This is a genomic window from Enterococcus sp. AZ179 (genome assembly GCF_050498885.1).
Lineage (GTDB): Bacteria > Bacillota > Bacilli > Lactobacillales > Enterococcaceae > Enterococcus_D > Enterococcus_D entomosocium.
This window is the reverse complement of sequence record NZ_JBMHEO010000001.1, coordinates 2,655,090-2,673,348: the sequence shown is the minus strand read 5'-3', so window position 1 is coordinate 2,673,348 and position 18,259 is coordinate 2,655,090. Positions and strand designations below refer to the sequence as shown.

Here is an 18,259-nt window from a genome sequence, read left to right as displayed (position 1 = left end):
GTTTTCCTCCTATCCATCAGCCAAACACTAAGCCGATGACTAATAATAATACGGCTGCTAAACTCAACCACTTCACGTTTCCTTTGACTACATCCAGAATCGGAATTTGGAAACCAGAAGATAAAGCTTGCATCGTAATGTTGACGAAACTCATTTGACTGCCGAGTCCAACCCCCATCGTTACAAAACCAAGAGCTAACACTGGGAAGCCTAATGAAACGGCAACTGGTAACACTAATGTTAATACGGAGCCGACATAGGCACCTGCGGGAATCCCAATCAAGACACCCGTCAAGATCGCCACGGGAACGACGATCGCTGCGGGGGCATTTTGTGCCGCACCGGCAATAACAGCAAACGTCCCAGTTTCAGCGATCACGTTGATGAAGGCTAAAAAGATCCCCACTTGGAACAAGCGGGTCAAAATATACGTGGACCCATCCACCATCGCTTCCACCGATTGATTCATCGAAAAGTCGGTACAAACAAAAATCAACGCCAACGTGACCACCATATAAACTAGCGGCGTAAAGAGGACAAAGCCGATCAGGTCATTGATCAACGGGCCAAAGATGACCGCAAAAAGCAAGAAGATCGCAGGCAGTGTCGTTTTGAATAACTCGCCATTGCTTTTGTTTTCGTACTCTTGGTTGGCTGATTCTTTGAAGCCCAGATGACGACGCTTGGTCCCGAAGAATGCCAATAAAATCGCCAAACCAACGAATAACAACCAAAATGGGCGCATTTGATCGACATAAGAAGCGACACTAAAGCCGCCCAGTTCAGACACGATACTAGATTCCAAAGAGGCAGGAGAGGTCGTAAAGGAGACAGCTGCCGCTAACGACATCGCTGCGATCAATTCGGGTACCACCCCAACCGCCGCAAATGCTAATGGTGCGATCACCATTGCACTCCCGCCGCCGATCCCAGACATATAAGTCGCTGCTGCCAATAAGATGACAATAAAACCAGCCACATATTCCACTTTTCCTTTGGTCCCTCTTTTGGCTAAGGTTAAGGCTGCCGTATAACTACCGGCTTTGAAGACCGCCATCGCTACAGCGGAATTGATGATTGGCACCGTAATACTTAACATCGTCGGAATAGCTTCCAACAGTTGCGAATTGGCTTCAGCTAAACTGATCCCGCCAATAATCATCGCCAATATCCCAGCAATCAAGCCAGCAATGATCATATCTACTTTTTTAAAGAGTAAAACCAGTACTAACACTAACGGAATCAGTACTAAAAATGCTTTGACTCCAGTTGGTGCAACGATCTCATTGATCGCTTCTGCCGCAAACACTGTTCTTTCTGAAAAGATAAAAAGAATGAGAGCCATAAACAGTGAGACGAACGTTCCCTTTTTTTTCATCACATTTCTCCTAACTTATATGAATCTTCATATAATAAATGTTGTGTTGCTATGGGGTGTTGCTGATTGATTTTTCCGCTGATTATTCTCTGGTGTTTCCCACCTTCTTTCCTCGAAGAAAGGAATCAAGCAAAAGACACCTGCTTTTTCGACCTTTTTCGCCACTTTTTCTTTCTCTATTATAATTCTTGTTGTTAACGCTTTCTTTGGACATTATTCCAAAATAAATCTACGTTTTTTATCCAATTGGCTAAAAGCGCAGAAAAAAGCGCGGCTTGTGGAGAAAAGAGCCTTCATTTGATTCTTTTCCCCTTTTCTCGGAGCCCCGCTTTTTTTAGTGATCTTCTGTTTATGATCGTTTTTTTCCTCGGTTTGTCCAGCGTTTCAACCGATAAAAAAGCATCAGTTGTTTGCGCGCTCGCTTGATCCGCTGGTAGCGCTTTGGCTGTTTCTTGTAAAATGCTTGATGGTAGTTTTCCGCTGGCCAAAACTGCGTGGCCTTGCGGATCTCAGTCACGATGGGTTGCTGATAATAACCAGATTGGGCTAGTTCCTTTTTGGCTCCTTGCGCAAACACTTCCTGTTCAGCAGTCGTATAAAAAATGATTGGGCGATAAAAATTGCCGCGATCTTGAAATTGTCCGAAAGCATCTGTCGGGTCTGTCACTTGCCAGTACAACTGCAACAAGTCCTGATAGGTGATGATTTTGGGATCAAAAACGATCTCTACCGCTTCAACATGCCCTGTTGTTCCGCTTAGTACTTGATCATACGTCGGATTCGGGACTGTTCCCCCGGTATACCCCGACAAGACGGAAAGAATGCCCGGCTGGTCTTCAAAAGGCTCTACCATACACCAAAAGCAGCCGCCAGCAAAAATAGCCACTTCTTGTGCTTTTTCACCTGTTTCGTTCGGCTCCACGGAGACTTCTGCTGGTTGGACTTTGCCTGTATCTTCATTCATTGCCTTTTTCGGTGCTGACTGGCTGATTGTTTGATAAAACTCTGCGACATTCGGGGTCAGATTGTTTCTCAGTGCCAACGGACGCAACGACGCTTCTAGTTTTTCCAAAACCCGCTTGATCTGTTGGTCTTCAAGGCTATTTGACGATTCTTTTTCGTCTTTGCCTGCTTTTTGTTTGGTCGTCAGCTGAGTTTCCAGTGTATTTTTTGCTTGCACCAGTTGTTCTCGTTCCCACTGTCTCGTGCCAGGATGCAAGATCAAATTATAGATTTCTGACAGCCACGCCATCGTTGTTTGCTTCATCACCATTGCCCCTTTGTCTCATGAAGGAGCGGCTCTCGCTCCTTGTTTGGTTGCACTGTACCATAGTTTCGCCGATTCGCCCAATTTGATGCCCAAAAAACGTTCGAGAGAAATCCTCGAACGTTTTTGGCTTTTGTATGGATTAGTTCTTATGCATCCTCTGAGGAATCAGCTCAGTATAATTGGTGTGTACGCAACTGGGCATTCTTTTTTTTTAGAAACATTGAAGCGGAATGAGATAGGATTGCCAATTTCAAAGAGTGATCAAGAACCACTCAATGCAAATGAACGTTGCCTTTGTTGGTAAATACGCAATTTTTCTACAATCCGTTTAAATAGTCATCGGTTTTCATCACCGTAGAGAAGGTTTCCAAGGCCGATAAAAACGCTCGTTGAACAGCTTCTGCAGGAATTGCGTGTGCTTCAAATGTTAATGTTTTCGTTGCCGTGGCATCAGAAATCAGTATGGGCTGATAACCGAGTTCTTTACTAGCTCTTGTGGTTGAATCGATGCACATATGCGTCATCATCCCAGTGATGATAACTTGTTGGACACCTAAAGAGTCTAACATTTCTTTTAAATTTGTTTCAATGAACGAGTTAGGAAAGTGCTTTTCGATAATAATAGAAGAATGCGTTGTTTTTAACTGTTCATGCAGCAGTACGCCTTTGGTCCCTCGTTCAAAAAAATCAGCTGCTTCTTGATCGTTGATGTGTTGGATATAGATGATTGGGAGTTGCTTTTCGATAAAAGACGCTTCTAGTTTATTTATGTTTGCAAGCGCCTGTTCAGGGGAATGAAGGGCCATTCTTCCTTCTTTAAAATAGTCATTTTGGACATCAATAATTACTAAAGCTTTTTTCATAGAATCACCATTTCTTTTCTTATTTGTTATAATCCAGTATAAATACATATGACCTTACAACAAAGCGTCTCTTGAAAGAGATAAAGTCAATTTACTTTCATTATGAAAGGAGGAACCCTTATGGACATCATCGATGAACAAATCCTAGCTATCCTGAAACACAACAGCAAATTATCGAACAAAGAAATCGGCGAAATGGTCCACCTGACGGGACAAGCCGTGGGCAATCGGATCTTGAAATTGCAAGATGAGGGAATCATTCAGCGATTTAGTATTGTAGTAAACTACCCAAGTACGCAATACATCCGGTTTTTTATGGATTCAAATCGCTATACAGCTTTTGAAGCCTTCGTGAATCAATACAAAGAAATTGAGGTCTTTCATAAAGTTTCGGGTCAAGCTTGTTATCTCTTGGTGAGTCATTTTACAGATGTAACCTTCCCTTTATTTATAGAGAGTCTCTCAAAATGGGGCAGGTATAGTGTAGAAACCTTTGTGGCTGACAAACTCAATCATGGGGATGTTTGATGTTAGCGGCTGTGGGCTAGTCCTCCATTCATTAGATTCCTTGATAAATTTATCGAAGACTCAATCGTCGAAATTTTGGCAATGATGCCTAGCAGCAGCGTGCCGAATTCAAACATCGCCAAGCATAAAGTATTAAGACTGCTAGTGCAAACACAAAAGCGCCCCCATTGCCTTGTTTATAAAAGTATCGTTCAGGATCACGGGAATAGAGCTAGTATCTTAAAGATTGCAATGGAGTATAATGTTACGAGACAAAGCGTTTATAGAATAAAAGAAAACAGCATGGTCAACATCGATAAGATGAGCATGCTGTTTTTATCTACTTACTTTTTGAAATACTGTTCTAACTTTCATCAATAACTCATCAACCAAGTGCTCATGCGCTTTTTCCAAAAAAACACATGCTCTGGCTTCATAATCAATTGTCGTTAATTGATCCAACAATACTTTTCCTGTTGTCTTCATTCCATAATCTGGATTAATACTTACATATAACGGATAATTTCTACTTGTACTAGAAATTGGAGCAACGGTGGCAACGTTACTATAATTTGCAATCATGTCATGACTTAAAACAATATAGGGTCTTTTTCCCGTTTGTTCATGTCCAGAACGAGGAGCTGTATCCAATAACAAAATATCCCCTTGTCTAGGTTTTCTTACCATTTTTCATTCCCTACTGCTTCACCTAAATGTTGAATTACCACATGATTTTTCTCAGCAGAGTAATTTTCAAATAACTCTTCAATCGTTAACTCGTTTTCTAAATTTGCTGCTTCGATGATTAGCCGTTTATGTCCGTTTACTTCTTCTTGTATTATCTTCACTTTGTCATCAGTATGAATGCCAAGATACTCCATAATGTACTTTGGCAATCTAAGACCGTTACTATTGCCCCATTTTTTTATAGGTAGCATTTCCATGCGCGACACCTCTTTCTGTATATACATAGTATAACATATATCGCGACAGAGTATATACATAATTATCCTTTTTGGTCGATTCACCTATATTCATTTAAAAAGAATTGTTCTTACAAGTTTACACTGCTGTGCTAATAAAAATTTGTAGTATACCAAAATGTCAAATTGCGGGACAATGACTGACATAAACGATTTGATTATAACCACGTTGATACGCTCTTTAGGTATTAACAATATTTGGATGCAAGTAAGTAGTAAACAACAGGGATTGCTGTCCCTCCCCTACTTATTCCTTCATGTGTTCTATATTCGATAGCATAGCTAGTTCGAAAAAATAGTTAACTTTCCCACTAATCAGGGAGCCAACAATTTCTTCAATAGGAATACCTGCAAAACCGTCACCCATGGCTTTATCAGAAAATACTGGGTCGTTTACTTTATCCGAATTTATCACTTGCATGTACACCTAATTTAAATTTTTCTCTATTTAAAAAAAAGAGAAAACAATAACTCCCACTATAGACTATTTTTTTCACGGTAATACCTCAAGTGGGGGTTACCATCCATATTTCGGAAAATAGAAGTAGAGGTAATTAAATTTCAAATTTATTAGGTTTTCTTTATCTATTCGAGTGGATATCACGGGTAGTTTTTTATTTTCCCTGTGATATAATAACCTTGCGAAACGATAGAAAGTTTATAGCACTACAGCACAAAGGCGCTCCCTAACCGCGACGAAAGGGAGCGCCTTGTTTATGCTAGTTGCGACTGCTAGCATGTGAGTTGGATAGCAACTTGCTTAGTTATCGTCTTTGTCTTTCTCATCCAACCAGTGAGAAAATAGTTCGATGACTATACCAACAACAATTGGTGCGACAACCAACGATAGATAAATCATATACACTATACCCTCCACAGGGGGAGTAGAAAGTATTCATGTTACGGAAATTACACACAGTTATTTTTCAAAGACATTAAGTGATGTTCACGTTTCTTCCTTTTGCAACGTCATGATGACTGGACCTTCTTTGGTGATGGCGATCGAATGTTCATATTGGGCACAATAGCTCCCGTCAATCGTGCGTGCTGTCCAGCCGTTTGGGTCCATCTTCATGCGCCAAGTGCCGGTCGTAATCATCGGTTCGATGGTGATCGTCATGCCCTCTTTCAAACGAATTCCTTTGCCAGGTAACCCGAAATGAGGAAAGAATGGTTCTTCATGAATGGTTGGGCCAATGCCGTGAGCAATAAAGTCCCGCACGACACCATACCCTTTTTCTTCAGCGAAGCTTTGGATCGCATAACCAATATCGCCGACTCGGTTGCCAACCTGTGCTTGCTCGATGCCTCTCATCAAGGCTTCTTTCGTTACTTCCATCAGTGCTTGATGTTCTGGCGAAATCTCTCCTACAGCATATGTCCAACAGCTGTCAGAAATTGCTCCTTTGTAATCGACACAAAAATCGACTTTGACGACATCGCCTGATTTTAAAACATATTCTGAAGGGAAACCATGACAAATCTCTTCATTGACACTGATACACGTCGCAAATTCATACCCTTCAAACCCGATTTGCGCGGCTGTTGCCCCTGCAGCTTCTATCTGTTGATGGACAAAGGCGTTGATTTGGTTCGTGGTGATACCGGGAACGATTTTTTCCCGTAGCTGCTCGTGAATACTTGCCAAGATACGACCAGAAGTTTTCATTTGTTCGATCTCTCGTGGGGATTTTAATGTGATCAATAGATGATCTCCTTTCCTTAAATAGCCATTACCATGTTTCTTTTAATAATACACCTCATCTAGAAATAAGCCATGAGAAGGCACTGTTTCACCAGCTGCTTGTCGTACTTTATCGGCTAACACTTGATCGATCACTTCTGGCGGTAGCGTGCCATCGCCAATGGCAATCAGTGTGCCTGTCAAGATTCGGACCATTTTATGCAAAAAGCCGTTGCCTTTGAAGGTAAACCGCAATAGGTCGCCTTCTGGTGTGATAGTGATTTCATCGATTGTGCGCACCGTTGATTTTTTTGATTTTTTCAACGCAGAAAAGCCAATAAAATCATGGGTGCCGATCAACTTCTCAGCCGCTTGCTGCATTTTTTCCAAATCAAGGGGCTGCGGGCAATGAAAACTGGTATTGCGAGCAAAGACCGATGGGATCGCGTTGTTCCAAACATAATAGCTGTATTGCTTGCCTTTAGCGTGATAGCGTGCATGGAATCGTTCAGGCACTTCTTCAATCTTGTTGACAACGATGTCTTGCGGCAAATAGCGGTTAAAGAACTGCTGCATCTCTGGCAAACTCATTTGATGGGTCGTCTTGAAATTTGCCACTTGTCCTCGAGCATGCGTGCCCGCATCGGTTCTACCAGAACCCACGATCTCAATTTCTTCTCCCGTCAATAATTTGATGACCCCTTCAACTTTTTCTTGGATCGTTTTTTCAGAATCTCCTAGTCGTTGCCACCCTAAGTAGCGCTTGCCGTCGTATTCAATCGTTAGTTTGATATTTCGCATGGTTGTTGCTCCTTTTTACCGGTAGTACCGGTGGTTAATTTTTTCTATTATACTGCTTAAGATATTTACTTATGATACGGCGCTCCCGTATTGATTCGATACGCGCGATAAATCTGCTCCAATAAGATCAGTTTCATGAGTTGGTGGGGGTAGGTCATTTTGCCAAAGGAGATTTTGGCATCACTGCGAGTCATGACTTCTTGGCTTAAGCCTAGGGAGCCGCCGATGACGAAGGTCAGTTGGCTTTTTCCTTGGATGCCGAGTTGATCGATTTGTTTGGCGAAGGCTTCGCTGGTGGGATTGGTGCCTTCGATTGCTAAGGCAAAGACATATTCGGTGTCTTTGATTTTGGCTAAAATGCGCTGGCCTTCTTTTTCTTTGATTTGCAGCATTTGGGCTTCACTCAAGGTTTCTGGCGCTTTTTCATCTGGTACTTCGACAAACTCAAGCTTTGCGTATGCCCCCAATCGTTTGGCGTACTCGTTGATTCCTTGAACGAGGTACTTTTCTTTTAGTTTTCCTACTGTGACGATTTTGATTTTCATAGGTTCCTCCTCGTTATCCCCTTATTTTATGAAAATGTGGACAATGCTATCCACAACCTTTTACACACTTTGACTTTCTTTGAAATTCTTCTATCTTATCTATAAAACTGTGACAATTCAACGATTTCTTCATCCACCCAACCAACCCCACCAAGATTGTCCACACACTGTGGATAAAAAAACCTTTACTCCTCCCCAGATTTCTCTGCTATTTTTATTCAAAAATGAACGGGTCTTGCGAAGAAAATTTCATCGTTTGAAACAGATTCTTACGCAACTTCTTCATATTTTTTTCAAAATCTCTTAGTAGACTAATCTCAGATAGAAGGAATATACTGATTATAACGAATTATTCATTAAGGGGGAAATAGTAATGGCAAGAAAATATGTCACACCAGGTAAGAAAACTTCTCCTGGTTTATTAAAACGATTAGGTATTGGGATTTTAGGCGGTATGGTCGGCGGATTATTGACCTTCGGCGGTCTGTATCTGGCAATGGGTTCATCCTTGACTTCAACACCAGAAACCACGACCAACAGCGGGGTCCAAGATTCTAACGGACAAACCCAAGTATCCAATGTAAAACTTGATGTGACTAGCGATGTCACTGAGGCAGTTGAAAAAGTACAAGATTCGGTGGTTTCCATCATTAATCTACAACAAAGTCAAAGCAACGACTGGAACAGCCTCTTTGGTCAGCAAGGTGGACAAAGTGAAGGCGATAGCCAAAGCGAAGACGACAGCGCCTTAGAAGCTTCTTCTGAAGGTAGTGGTGTCATCTACAAAATCGATGGCGACGATGCCTATGTCGTAACCAACAACCACGTAGTTGAAGGTCAAGATGGTTTGGAAGTTGTCTTAGCAGATGGTACAAAAGTCAAAGCTGAATTGGTAGGTACCGATTCTTACACAGACTTAGCCGTCTTAAAAATCTCTTCTGAAAAAGTTACAACTGCCGCAACATTTGGCGATTCAAGTGCCTTGAAAGTCGGCGAACCAGCAATCGCGATCGGTTCTCCTCTAGGCTCTGACTACGCAAACTCTGTGACACAAGGGATCGTTTCTTCCTTGAATCGTCAAGTAACAAGCCAAAACGAATCTGGTGGTACGATCAGTATCAATGCGATCCAAACGGATGCTGCGATCAACCCAGGGAACTCAGGTGGTCCACTGATCAACGTTGATGGTCAAGTGATTGGGATCAACTCAAGTAAAATCGCCAGCACCTCTGGCTCTGCTTCAGGTGTTAGTGTCGAAGGGATGGGCTTTGCGATCCCAAGTAACGATGTCGTTGAAATCATCAATCAACTAGAAGCAGACGGCAAAGTGGTTCGTCCTGCACTAGGGATCCAAACGATCGATTTAGGTTCCATCACATCTCAACAACAAGAACAAATCTTGAAAGTTCCTTCATCCGTAACTTCAGGCGTTGTGATCTACTCAGTCAACAATGCAACACCAGCAGAACAAGCAGGATTGCAACAATATGACGTTATCACGAAGATCGATGATACAGAAGTCAGCACAACAACGGATCTGCAATCTGCGTTGTACAAACACAAAGTCGGTGACACGATCACTGTAACCTTCTATCGTGGCGATGAAGAAAAAACAGCAGAAGTAAAACTTTCCGTTGATACGTCGATCAACGAACAATCAACAGACAGCAGCAACTAATCACTAAAACCAATCGAAACAATCAAAAAATGAACTGCCGCAAAAACAGGAAGCGGCAGTTCATTTTTTTAGGCTTTACCGACTGGAAAAGCTTCACCTACAACGGCATCTTGAGGCAGCTCAAGGATGCCTTTTTTCATTGGTGCACCTTCTAAATGCAGTTCTTTAGCAGAGCAGATCATTCCAAAGCTTTCTACGCCACGAAGCGTCCCCGGCCAAATCATCAAGCCATCTGGCATCATTGCCCCAGGTTTTGCGACAACGACTTTCAAGCCTTTACGGATATTGGCAGCACCACAGACGATTTGCAAGACTTCCCCATCCCCAACTTCTGTTTCCGTGATAGACAGATGGTCGCTGTCTGGATGTTCCACACAAGACTTCACATAGCCAACGACGATTTTTGGTTCTGTGTCTGCAGGCAGTTCTTCGCTGAATCCAGCTTCTTTGATCATGGTGTTCAATTGTTGGATTTGTTCTTTCGTCAACGTCACTTGACCACGGCCTTCGATCGTCATCACTTCTGAGATCGCAAAAAAGTTCCAGCCGACGATCGTGCCTTCTTCATTTTTGATTTGGGCAACATTGCCTTTGCGTTCGACGGTTTGTTCTAATCCTTTATCATCTGCTGTGATGGCAAGCAGTGTATCACTGACATATTCTTTGTTATAAGCAAAAATCACGTTTTTTCCTCCTTAGGTACTTACACATTCCGCCCATAATCTTAACAAATTTTTCGGCATCCGTCATGGAATTTCTTTGTTTTCCTTGAAATTCTACTTATTTTCAAAGACAAAAAAGCCTGAAAACCAGCTACTGCTCATTTGCTAAAGACAATGCTTCACTAGCGAGCAAAACCACTGGTTCTCAGGAACTTCCTTTTGTCACTTGTTACTACCATGCGAACTATGGAAAAGAACACGGCAACGACAAGCTTATTTTTTCCAAAATGACCTTACGCTTTGGTTTCTTCAGGTGATACGATCAGCACGTCGCACCGGGCTTCACGAATAACGAAGCTGGCGACACTCCCCATCATGAAGCGTTCCACGGCGTTCAGCCCGGATTGCCCCACCATGATCAAATCGATGTCGTATTGATCCGGTAATTGGGTGGCAAGGGCGTCTTTGATGGAGCCGTAAGCGACGATGCCTTCTACTAGATCAAAATCTACTGATTTTGCGTAGGCTTTGCAGTCGTCGATCAGATTTTTCGCCGTGTCTTTTTCTTGTTCTAAGATGGAACTATCCAAAGGTGCATAGCCCATCATGGTCGGCACTTGCTGATCGATGATCGTTGCGGCATAGACCTTCCCTTGATTTCGACGAGCGACTTCCACTGCTTTTTTGAAGGCTGACATCGCTTGATCTGAACCGTCGATCCCTACTAAAATGTTTTGATATCTTTGTGCTTCCATCTTTTTCCCCTCCTATGCTGATTGTACTCTGGTTAAAAAGGCTTCGATCTCTTCTTTGGTTTTGCGATCCTTGTTGACTAACCGTCCCAGCTCCTTGCCGTCTTCGATAACGACGAGGCTAGGAATACCAAAAATGTTCCATTCAACCGCTACATCCATGTATTCGTCACGGTCGACTTCGATAAATTGAAGATCTGGAAAGTCCGCTTCGATCTCAGGCAATTGCGGTTTGATATATCGGCAATCGCCACACCAATCGGCGGTGAAAAAGAAGACATTTTTGCCTTTCTCCACATATGTTGCTAACTCTGCTAAATCTTTTGGAATAATCAAATACTCACCACTTTCTTTTCTTTAAGTATACACCTTTCTTTCAGGGACTACCAACTGACATGCTGATCTTGCAAAGCCCTGCAGAAAAAAAAGAGACAACGGGTGGCTGTCTCTTTGCTTTCGTTCGTTCTCGCTTATTGTCCTGCCAAAATCGTATCAACGGTTGAACGATCCAAACCTTTCAAGACTTGAATCACCATTTCCCGTGCCGCTTCATAATCAGCGATACTGAATAGGGTTTGGTGGGTATGGATGTACCGTCCAGGAACACCGATAACTGAACTTGGGATCCCTTCATTTGCCATGTGTGCCGCACCAGCGTCGGTACCACCTTTTGAAACAAAGTATTGATAAGGAATGTTGTTGCTTTCTGCTGTATCCAACAAGAATTCTTTCATCCGTGGCAACATGATCATGCCTGGATCATAGATTCGCATCAAAGTCCCGGCTCCTAGATGACCAAAGGTGCCATTTTTCGTGACTGTGTCATCCGCTGGCGAGCAATCGACCGCAAAGAACAAGTCTGGTTTGAATTTTGTCACAGACGGACGAGAACCCCGTAAGCCGACTTCTTCCTGAACGTTGGCACCAGCAATCAACGTATGGCCTAATGTTTCCTCTTTCAAGGCTTCAAGTGCTTCTAATACGACCGCACAGCCGTAACGGTTGTCCCAAGCTTTCGAGATGATGTTTTTCCCATTTGCTGTTTTGATGGTTTCCACTTGTGGAACGATCGTATCGCCAGGACGTACGCCAAAGCTTTCTGCTTCTTCTTTTGATTCAAACCCAGCATCAAACAAAATATCTGTCACTTCGACATTTTTTTGACCGCTGCTTCCTCGCAACAAATGTGGCGGTACTGAAGAAGAAACGCATGGGTAATCGCCCTTCGCTGTTTTCAATGTAAACCGTTGAGCAGAAACTACATAAGGGTTCCATCCACCTAAAGGAGTGACTTTGAATAAGCCGCGATCGGTGATCGTCGTCAATAAGAAACCAACTTCGTCCATGTGAGCAGCTAACATCACTCGTGGTGCATCTGCTTCTTGGTGGTGACGCAAACCGAAGATGCCGCCTAAGCCATCTTGTTGGATTTCATCTACCAATGGAGTCATCGCTTCACGCATATACGCTCGCACGTCGTGTTCAAACCCGCTGGTTCCTTGTAACTCCGTTAGTTCTTTGATACGTTGAAATGTTTTTTCTTCCATGATCATTCGAGAAACACGTATCAGTTGTTTGCTGCCCCAAAGAAACAAAGCTGCTTTTTTTGAAAAAGCAACGCTTGCTGTGGCTGTGTTTTCCAGCAATTTTCGGGTGAAACAACGGATGTGCTCTCTTCCTCCTTATTTCTACTGATATTCTTTATTATAGCGCAAATTTCTATTGTTGGTTATTTTTCTTATAGAATATTTCTAAACTATGGTAAACTATTGTTAAGAGAACCTGTGCTTTCACCGAGATCAAAACATTCGGGAAAACTTACTTTAGGAGGGACATTAGATGGAGAATGAGCATCCATTGCATTATTTTAAAAATGGACTGACCATCGGTTTAGGTCTTGGCTTTGCAGGAGGGATTTTTTCAACGATCTGGTTGAAGAAAAGGCAAGCCATGAATGCCGATGATGTCTTAGACAATATAAAAGCGGCGTTTATCAAAGAAGGACCGATCGAAGGTTCTTGGATCAATTTCGAAAAACAACCTTTGCGCAAATTTGCGATCACTTCCCAAGGATATACTGGCGGCATCACCCGCACCGAAGACGGACAGCTTGTCACCTATGAATTTTTGGCAGATGCTCATACCGGCACCGTCTTAGATATCCAACGAGCAATCGTGGAATAATTACTGCACTTACGACCAGCTTCTTAAGAGGCTGGTCTTTTTTCTTTTTAAGCAGTTATCTTTCTGAAGTAAGGTCGCAAGGTCCAATACCACGACTTCATCGATGCTGCCGCCTTTTTGCCGATACGCCCATGCCCCACTTTCAAACAAGCAGTACAGCTGCCCTTTTTCTACCACGATCTGTTCAAGGTAATGGGGAAACTTGATGCGCCGCAACGCATGTTTGCGGGTCAGCACCGTTGCATCCTTTGAAAAGACCCATAACTCAGCCGACCCTGGTCCAAAGGAACGTGCCAGCAACAAGTATTCAGTGGTAAAGGCGACACTTTGGACTTTCGTGGTGGTGACCCTTCTCTTACGCGGCTTGATGCAAGGAGATGCTTTGCGACCGCTGTCTGAAAGAACAGGCAGCGGATAATTCGCCACCACGCCACCGTTTTTCAAGGCAAAGGTCCCTGAGACAAGTTCACCGCTATCGGCTGCCAAATAGGAGCTATGAGTGATGCCAGCCAATTCGATGACTTGCTGATAAGCGATCGGCTGACTGGTTGCCAAGGAATCATCTTCCAGCAGTGTCTGCAGTGAAACACACGCCACTCGTCCCATTCCTTTCCCAGTGATGGTTAGCCACAGCACTTGCGTTGCTCGATCAAAGACTAATCCGCCGACATGGGGGCGTTTTGGCAGAACCACCGTTTTCAGATGCCGTCCGCTCGTTCTTTCTATTATATAAAGCTGTGAGTGATGTTCCTGCTGCGAACAGTACGCAGAGAGGAACAAATAGTCCTCCGAAACGGCCAACCCTTGTGGGGTCATTGCCTGACACTGATCCGCATGCTTGTACAGCCTCGTTTCTGCTTTCGCCGTTGCCGTCGTTGCAACTGCGGCAGTAGCTTTTTTTAAACCAGGAACCAAAAGGACTGCTTCCCTTTTTGCCCCGGCTGCCAACCACGCTTTCCGCACACTGGGATAACGCTTCAGCTGAGCTGCCAGTGCTTGATTGTGGCCCGCATGTCGATGCTTTTTCAGCCAGTACACCACAAAAAGGCCAACCACAAACACGCCCAAAAGCAGCAAGATCTCTGTTTGTCTCATTGATTGGCCTCCTTGATGAATTCCCTCTTGTCGGCTGATTCATCAGCCGCTTATTGTTTGTCTAGCTGCAATAATGCTTAGACTACTTGTACTTCGACATCAATGTTGCCACGAGTTGCCCGAGAATACGGACAAAAATCATGGGCTTCTTCTGCGATTTTCTCTGCCTCGGCTTTTTCAACGCCTGGTAACGACACTTCTAAAATCACGCCGATTTGGTAACTGCCGTCCTCATGCTGATACAAAGACACTCTTGCTTTAACTTCGGATTCGGATTCGATGTTATGCTCTTTCAGCATATGCTGTACGGCACCGTTGAAACAAGAAGCATAGCCAGCGGCAAATAATTGTTCTGGGTTTGTGCCCTCACTGTGAAGACCCGGTTTGTCGATTTTCAGGTGAAAACTGCCATTTGGTGCTTCGACCTCTCCGACACGTCCGCCTCGATTGATCATCGCTGTTTCATATTGCTTTTTCATTGAACCTCTTCCTTTCTTTTTTTGACCTACTTCAAGTGTAACGACAATTTCCCGATATGACAAAAGGATTGCTTATGCTTCCTTAAAAACAAAAAAGGCAAACCCAGAAAAATCTGGATTTGCCTGTCTATTCGAGGTAATTACTACCCGAAATAAATGAATGGAAACAATTGCTGAATGGACTAGCCGTTTGAACGTCCTAAGAAGAATGAAACAACAGCAACTACAATAACCGCACCAATAATTGATGGGACGATTGCCATTCCAGCAAGTGATGGACCCCAAGAACCTAAGATTGCTTGTCCAATAGCTGAACCTACTAAACCTGCAACGATGTTGGCGATCCAACCCATTGATCCACCTTTATTTGTGATAGCTCCGGCGATCAAACCGATAATAGCTCCTACGATTAATACCCATAACCAATGCATATTTTTCTCCTTCTTTCTTTTAAGTAGTTATTACACATATTATGTTACGCTTAATCCCCGTTTTAGACAAAAGATTTGCACTCAATTTGCAAAAAAAATTTTCAAACCTTGTTATATTAACGTTTATCAGTACTTCTTAATTATCGTTGTAAGAGCTTTAATTCGTTTTTTTTAATATTCGTGCATTTTTTGAAATCGCTTTATTTTATATTTTTCATCTTCGACGCTAAACTGAGGGAGAGCCACTCTCATTTTGTCAGATAATTGGCACTTTTTACTCCTCAGTGCGTTTTAGGACAGCTATCTTTTCAGCACTTCAGCTATTTTTCATTAGTGAACGTTTCGATCGTTTCAGATTGGAAATGTCTTCGCAGATTCCCATGTTTGCTTCCAGAGCTCCCAGCGAAAGCGGTACTTATTTGAAAATGACGGGAAAATACTCAGAAAAAAACGGTGTGACTGTAGAATTTCCTGATTTGCCTTACGCGGATTTATTGAGGATTCTAGTCAGTGCCGACTGCAGCTATGCGCTTACAAAATACGATGCCATTTTTTCTTCCTCTATCATCGCCATCACCATGCTGCCGATTACCAATCATTATGACACTGGGGATCTTCTCCTTCCAGTGGCGGTGGAAGGATTATATCTAGCCCTTGATCGTCTTGAATGATCCGAAAAAATACACCTTGCAAGTGGCGAACCGCAGCTTGGTGGGCACTGAAAATATCCATTGGACGATTTTGATTGCTGCCTTGGTAATTTACATCTTGCCTTTGCTGCTGGTCTTTCTCGCCTTTCAGCGCTGGACTCTCGACAGCAATTTGGACAGCGGGTTAAAATAAAAAAATGCCAACTGCTTCGTCACACCATTCTCCTTTTATGGATGAACGGTGCCACAGAGCAGCGGCGCTTTTTATTTTGAAAAGTCTTTCCGTGACAAGTAAATGGCGGTTAATATCCCAACTAAAATAGCTAAACCAAAGACAATGATCGTACCGATGGCATTGTCTTTTCCTGGCAGTCCCCCGGTGTTGATCCCCCATAGCCCCGCGATCAAGGACGGCACAGCCACCACCAATGCCGCAGAATCTAAGTATTTCATCAGATGGTTTAGATTGTTGTCCATCATATCGGAGAACAAGCCACCAATGGTTTCTAACAAGTCGCGATAGATAGTGACCATTTTCATGGCAAACTTCTGTCGTAGCTTAATGTCATAAACGAGTGCTTCATTATCCAAACGATCCAAAAATTCTTTGCGATCCATCAAACGATCGACGGTATGGTTCTGATCCCGTAAGGTGTGATCCAGATAGACCATGTCTCGTTCGGTATCGGCTAAATTAAACAATTCGTTGTTTTCCGTCGTTTTACGAGCTGCTTCATCTAGTGCATCGATCTGTTTCTTCATTTCCTGCAGACCTTTGATGTAATGGGTGTAGATCATCAGCGTCGAGTAGGCAACAATATCTTCATACCGTTGAATATCTTGCTCATGCTTTTCAATCAGGCGTTTAATCAGTGTAGATTGATGAGAGACATAAGTGATTAAAAGATCTTTGGTATAAATAAACGTCACCGGTTCTAAACGATCTTCGATGCGGTCTTGTGTCACTTCTGACAAATCGATCAAGGTATAAAGAATCGGATGATTTAACTTAGTGTTACGTAAGTATTCCAAACGTGAGACTTCTTCCGGTTCATTGGCGCCAATAAAAATATCTTCGGGCAGTTGATACTTATCTAACAAGTGGCGTTGTTCCTCTGGATCTGTCCCAGAAACCACCAGCCAATTGTAATCTTCCTCCGAGGATTCCCTTATTTTTCGGTCGTCCATTTTGTAATACTGAAACATGGTGACTCGCTCCTTTTCTAATTCTCTCTTAATTTAACTATCTAACGCTTCTCGCTTTTTGTCAAAGTAAATGGCTTTTCTTTTTGGAGCTTTTTTCATTTTGAACTAAGTGCATTTTATTAGACGAACCTTTCGATTCATGAGAAACTTTTTATGGGCCCAATAAAAAATTTTAGGAGGAATAGTATGTTTCGTCATCAAAAAGAACTACAGTTTGAAGCTAAACCAGAAAAACCAAATCCGTTAGTTGCGAAATACCTTCAAGAATTAATCGGTGGACAATATGGAGAGATGAGTGTTGCCATGCAATACTTATTCCAAGGATGGAGCTGCCGTGGGGAAGAAAAATACAAAGATATGTTGATGGATATCGCTACTGAAGAGCTTGGACACGTTGAAATGTTAGCAACGATGGTTGCACGTCTGCTGGAAGGTGCACCTGTGGAAGATCAGGAAGCTGCCATGAAAAAAGACCCAACGATCGGTGCGATCATTTCCGGAATGAATCCGCAACATGCCATCGTTGCCGGCTTAGGACCACGTCCTGCTGATAGCGTCGGCAATCCATGGTCAGGTGCGTATATCATTGCTAGTGGCAACTTACTTGCTGATTTCCGTGCCAACTTAAATGCAGAATCACAAGGTCGTCTGCAAGTAGCACGCATCTATGAAATGATCGATGACCGTGGGGTCAAAGACTTACTTTCGGTCTTATTAGCGCGTGATAGCTACCACCAAAATCTTTGGGCAGCTGCCGTGAAAGAATTGGAAGAAAACGAAGGCTCGATTTTAGTGCCGACTACCTTTGACCGCAAAAACGAACGCTTAGATATCGCTTATGATTTCTATAACTTCTCAGAAGGCGACCAAAGTAAAGAAGGCTCTTGGGCGAAAGGCAAAGCCCTTGATGGTGAAGGCGAATACCAATGGCTAGACGAACCAAAGATCGAAGGAAAAGCGCCAAAACTCGATCAAGTCACACCAAAAATGTATGGCACACCTCCTGAAAAATAATTTAATCAAAAAGAGCAATTGTTTCTGAAACAGAAACCGTTGCTCTTTTTTCTTTGTTTGAGCAAGTTGGTTACGTT

Annotated in this window: 24 protein-coding genes and 1 pseudogene; 7 read left to right on the top strand and 18 right to left on the bottom strand. The window is 43.0% G+C overall.

Features of this window, described 5'->3' with window-relative positions:
• Positions 1-16: 16 nt before the first annotated feature.
• The 3 genes from IGI88_RS12605 to IGI88_RS12595 all read right to left on the bottom strand — a co-directional run bounded on the left by IGI88_RS12605 (position 17) and on the right by IGI88_RS12595 (position 3,511).
• On the bottom strand, positions 17-1,378 hold the full coding sequence (locus IGI88_RS12605) for a hypothetical protein (protein WP_005225442.1): 1,362 nt from the start codon (positions 1,376-1,378) through the stop codon (positions 17-19).
• A 349-nt stretch (positions 1,379-1,727) separates the two neighbouring features.
• Entirely contained in the window at positions 1,728-2,651 is a 924-nt protein-coding gene (msrA, locus tag IGI88_RS12600) for a peptide-methionine (S)-S-oxide reductase MsrA (protein WP_139960046.1), read from the bottom strand.
• A gap of 314 nt (positions 2,652-2,965) precedes the next feature.
• Positions 2,966-3,511, bottom strand: coding sequence for a cysteine hydrolase family protein (locus IGI88_RS12595; protein ID WP_219846252.1), 546 nt, complete (start codon positions 3,509-3,511; stop codon positions 2,966-2,968).
• A 120-nt stretch (positions 3,512-3,631) separates the two neighbouring features.
• Here IGI88_RS12595 and IGI88_RS12590 point away from each other — a divergent pair, with 120 nt between their 5' ends.
• A complete protein-coding gene (locus tag IGI88_RS12590; protein ID WP_008379099.1) occupies positions 3,632-4,039 on the top strand; it encodes an Lrp/AsnC family transcriptional regulator in 408 nt (135 codons plus the stop codon).
• Positions 4,040-4,078: 39 nt separating this feature from the next.
• Positions 4,079-4,330 (top strand): annotated as a pseudogene (locus tag IGI88_RS12585) (hypothetical protein); the annotation flags it as partial.
• Between the two features lie 24 nt (positions 4,331-4,354).
• Here IGI88_RS12585 and IGI88_RS12580 read toward each other — a convergent pair.
• The 7 genes from IGI88_RS12580 to rlmH all read right to left on the bottom strand — a co-directional run bounded on the left by IGI88_RS12580 (position 4,355) and on the right by rlmH (position 8,031).
• A complete protein-coding gene (locus tag IGI88_RS12580) occupies positions 4,355-4,705 on the bottom strand; it encodes a type II toxin-antitoxin system PemK/MazF family toxin (protein ID WP_087627114.1) in 351 nt (116 codons plus the stop codon).
• On the bottom strand, positions 4,699-4,989 hold the full coding sequence (locus IGI88_RS12575) for an AbrB/MazE/SpoVT family DNA-binding domain-containing protein (protein ID WP_016621415.1): 291 nt from the start codon (positions 4,987-4,989) through the stop codon (positions 4,699-4,701). The genes IGI88_RS12580 and IGI88_RS12575 overlap by 7 nt, the downstream gene beginning before the upstream one ends.
• A 259-nt stretch (positions 4,990-5,248) precedes the next feature.
• The gene (locus IGI88_RS12570) at positions 5,249-5,422 is read right to left on the bottom strand and encodes a PTS glucose transporter subunit IIA (RefSeq protein ID WP_258186458.1); all 174 of its coding nucleotides are present in this window, start codon (positions 5,420-5,422) and stop codon (positions 5,249-5,251) included.
• 339 nt (positions 5,423-5,761) lie between these two features.
• Positions 5,762-5,860 (bottom strand): type I toxin-antitoxin system Fst family toxin, encoded by a 99-nt coding sequence (locus IGI88_RS12565; RefSeq protein ID WP_074534955.1) that lies wholly within the window; start codon positions 5,858-5,860, stop codon positions 5,762-5,764.
• A gap of 87 nt (positions 5,861-5,947) precedes the next feature.
• Positions 5,948-6,706, bottom strand: coding sequence for a type I methionyl aminopeptidase (gene map, locus IGI88_RS12560; protein ID WP_005234612.1), 759 nt, complete (start codon positions 6,704-6,706; stop codon positions 5,948-5,950).
• 42 nt (positions 6,707-6,748) lie between these two features.
• Positions 6,749-7,486, bottom strand: a complete 738-nt coding sequence (truA, locus tag IGI88_RS12555; protein ID WP_005225435.1) for a tRNA pseudouridine(38-40) synthase TruA — start codon at positions 7,484-7,486, stop codon at positions 6,749-6,751.
• Between the two features lie 65 nt (positions 7,487-7,551).
• Positions 7,552-8,031, bottom strand: a complete 480-nt coding sequence (gene rlmH / locus IGI88_RS12550) for a 23S rRNA (pseudouridine(1915)-N(3))-methyltransferase RlmH (protein WP_008379108.1) — start codon at positions 8,029-8,031, stop codon at positions 7,552-7,554.
• A 373-nt stretch (positions 8,032-8,404) separates the two neighbouring features.
• Here rlmH and IGI88_RS12545 point away from each other — a divergent pair, with 373 nt between their 5' ends.
• Entirely contained in the window at positions 8,405-9,709 is a 1,305-nt protein-coding gene (locus IGI88_RS12545; protein ID WP_008379110.1) for a S1C family serine protease, read from the top strand.
• A 68-nt stretch (positions 9,710-9,777) separates the two neighbouring features.
• Here the strand turns inward: IGI88_RS12545 and ytpR are convergent, their stop codons facing one another.
• From ytpR to pepA, 4 genes are all read right to left on the bottom strand, one after another.
• Complete coding sequence (gene ytpR / locus IGI88_RS12540; protein WP_005225431.1) at positions 9,778-10,392, bottom strand: YtpR family tRNA-binding protein; 615 nt, start codon at positions 10,390-10,392, stop codon at positions 9,778-9,780.
• Between the two features lie 272 nt (positions 10,393-10,664).
• The gene (locus tag IGI88_RS12535; RefSeq protein ID WP_005225429.1) at positions 10,665-11,126 is read right to left on the bottom strand and encodes a universal stress protein; all 462 of its coding nucleotides are present in this window, start codon (positions 11,124-11,126) and stop codon (positions 10,665-10,667) included.
• A 12-nt stretch (positions 11,127-11,138) separates the two neighbouring features.
• Positions 11,139-11,459: a thioredoxin family protein gene (locus tag IGI88_RS12530; RefSeq protein ID WP_005234597.1), complete on the bottom strand. Its 321-nt coding sequence runs from the start codon at positions 11,457-11,459 to the stop codon at positions 11,139-11,141.
• Positions 11,460-11,593: 134 nt separating this feature from the next.
• Positions 11,594-12,670: a glutamyl aminopeptidase gene (gene pepA / locus IGI88_RS12525; protein ID WP_034878843.1), complete on the bottom strand. Its 1,077-nt coding sequence runs from the start codon at positions 12,668-12,670 to the stop codon at positions 11,594-11,596.
• Between the two features lie 292 nt (positions 12,671-12,962).
• On the opposite strand from pepA, the gene IGI88_RS12520 reads away from it, so the two are divergent.
• The gene (locus IGI88_RS12520; protein ID WP_005234590.1) at positions 12,963-13,307 is read left to right on the top strand and encodes a peptidase; all 345 of its coding nucleotides are present in this window, start codon (positions 12,963-12,965) and stop codon (positions 13,305-13,307) included.
• Between the two features lie 9 nt (positions 13,308-13,316).
• On the opposite strand, the gene IGI88_RS12515 is transcribed toward IGI88_RS12520, so the two are convergent.
• The 3 genes from IGI88_RS12515 to IGI88_RS12505 form a co-directional block, all read right to left on the bottom strand.
• A complete protein-coding gene (locus IGI88_RS12515; RefSeq protein WP_139960042.1) occupies positions 13,317-14,402 on the bottom strand; it encodes a hypothetical protein in 1,086 nt (361 codons plus the stop codon).
• Between the two features lie 77 nt (positions 14,403-14,479).
• A complete protein-coding gene (locus IGI88_RS12510) occupies positions 14,480-14,881 on the bottom strand; it encodes an Ohr family peroxiredoxin (protein ID WP_005225423.1) in 402 nt (133 codons plus the stop codon).
• A 182-nt stretch (positions 14,882-15,063) separates the two neighbouring features.
• Positions 15,064-15,312 (bottom strand): GlsB/YeaQ/YmgE family stress response membrane protein, encoded by a 249-nt coding sequence (locus IGI88_RS12505; protein WP_005225422.1) that lies wholly within the window; start codon positions 15,310-15,312, stop codon positions 15,064-15,066.
• Positions 15,313-15,731: 419 nt separating this feature from the next.
• On the opposite strand from IGI88_RS12505, the gene IGI88_RS12500 reads away from it, so the two are divergent.
• Positions 15,732-15,983 (top strand): hypothetical protein, encoded by a 252-nt coding sequence (locus IGI88_RS12500; RefSeq protein ID WP_260606939.1) that lies wholly within the window; start codon positions 15,732-15,734, stop codon positions 15,981-15,983.
• On the top strand, positions 15,967-16,155 hold the full coding sequence (locus IGI88_RS12495; protein ID WP_194199692.1) for a hypothetical protein: 189 nt from the start codon (positions 15,967-15,969) through the stop codon (positions 16,153-16,155). Before IGI88_RS12500 ends, IGI88_RS12495 begins: the two co-directional genes overlap by 17 nt.
• Positions 16,156-16,226: 71 nt before the next feature.
• Here the strand turns inward: IGI88_RS12495 and IGI88_RS12490 are convergent, their stop codons facing one another.
• Positions 16,227-17,168, bottom strand: a complete 942-nt coding sequence (locus IGI88_RS12490) for a magnesium transporter CorA family protein (RefSeq protein ID WP_016621424.1) — start codon at positions 17,166-17,168, stop codon at positions 16,227-16,229.
• A 186-nt stretch (positions 17,169-17,354) separates the two neighbouring features.
• Here IGI88_RS12490 and IGI88_RS12485 point away from each other — a divergent pair, with 186 nt between their 5' ends.
• Positions 17,355-18,182 carry a manganese catalase family protein gene (locus tag IGI88_RS12485; protein WP_034872349.1) on the top strand — a complete coding sequence of 276 codons (828 nt, stop codon included), beginning with the start codon at positions 17,355-17,357 and terminating at the stop codon, positions 18,180-18,182.
• Positions 18,183-18,259: the final 77 nt, after the last annotated feature.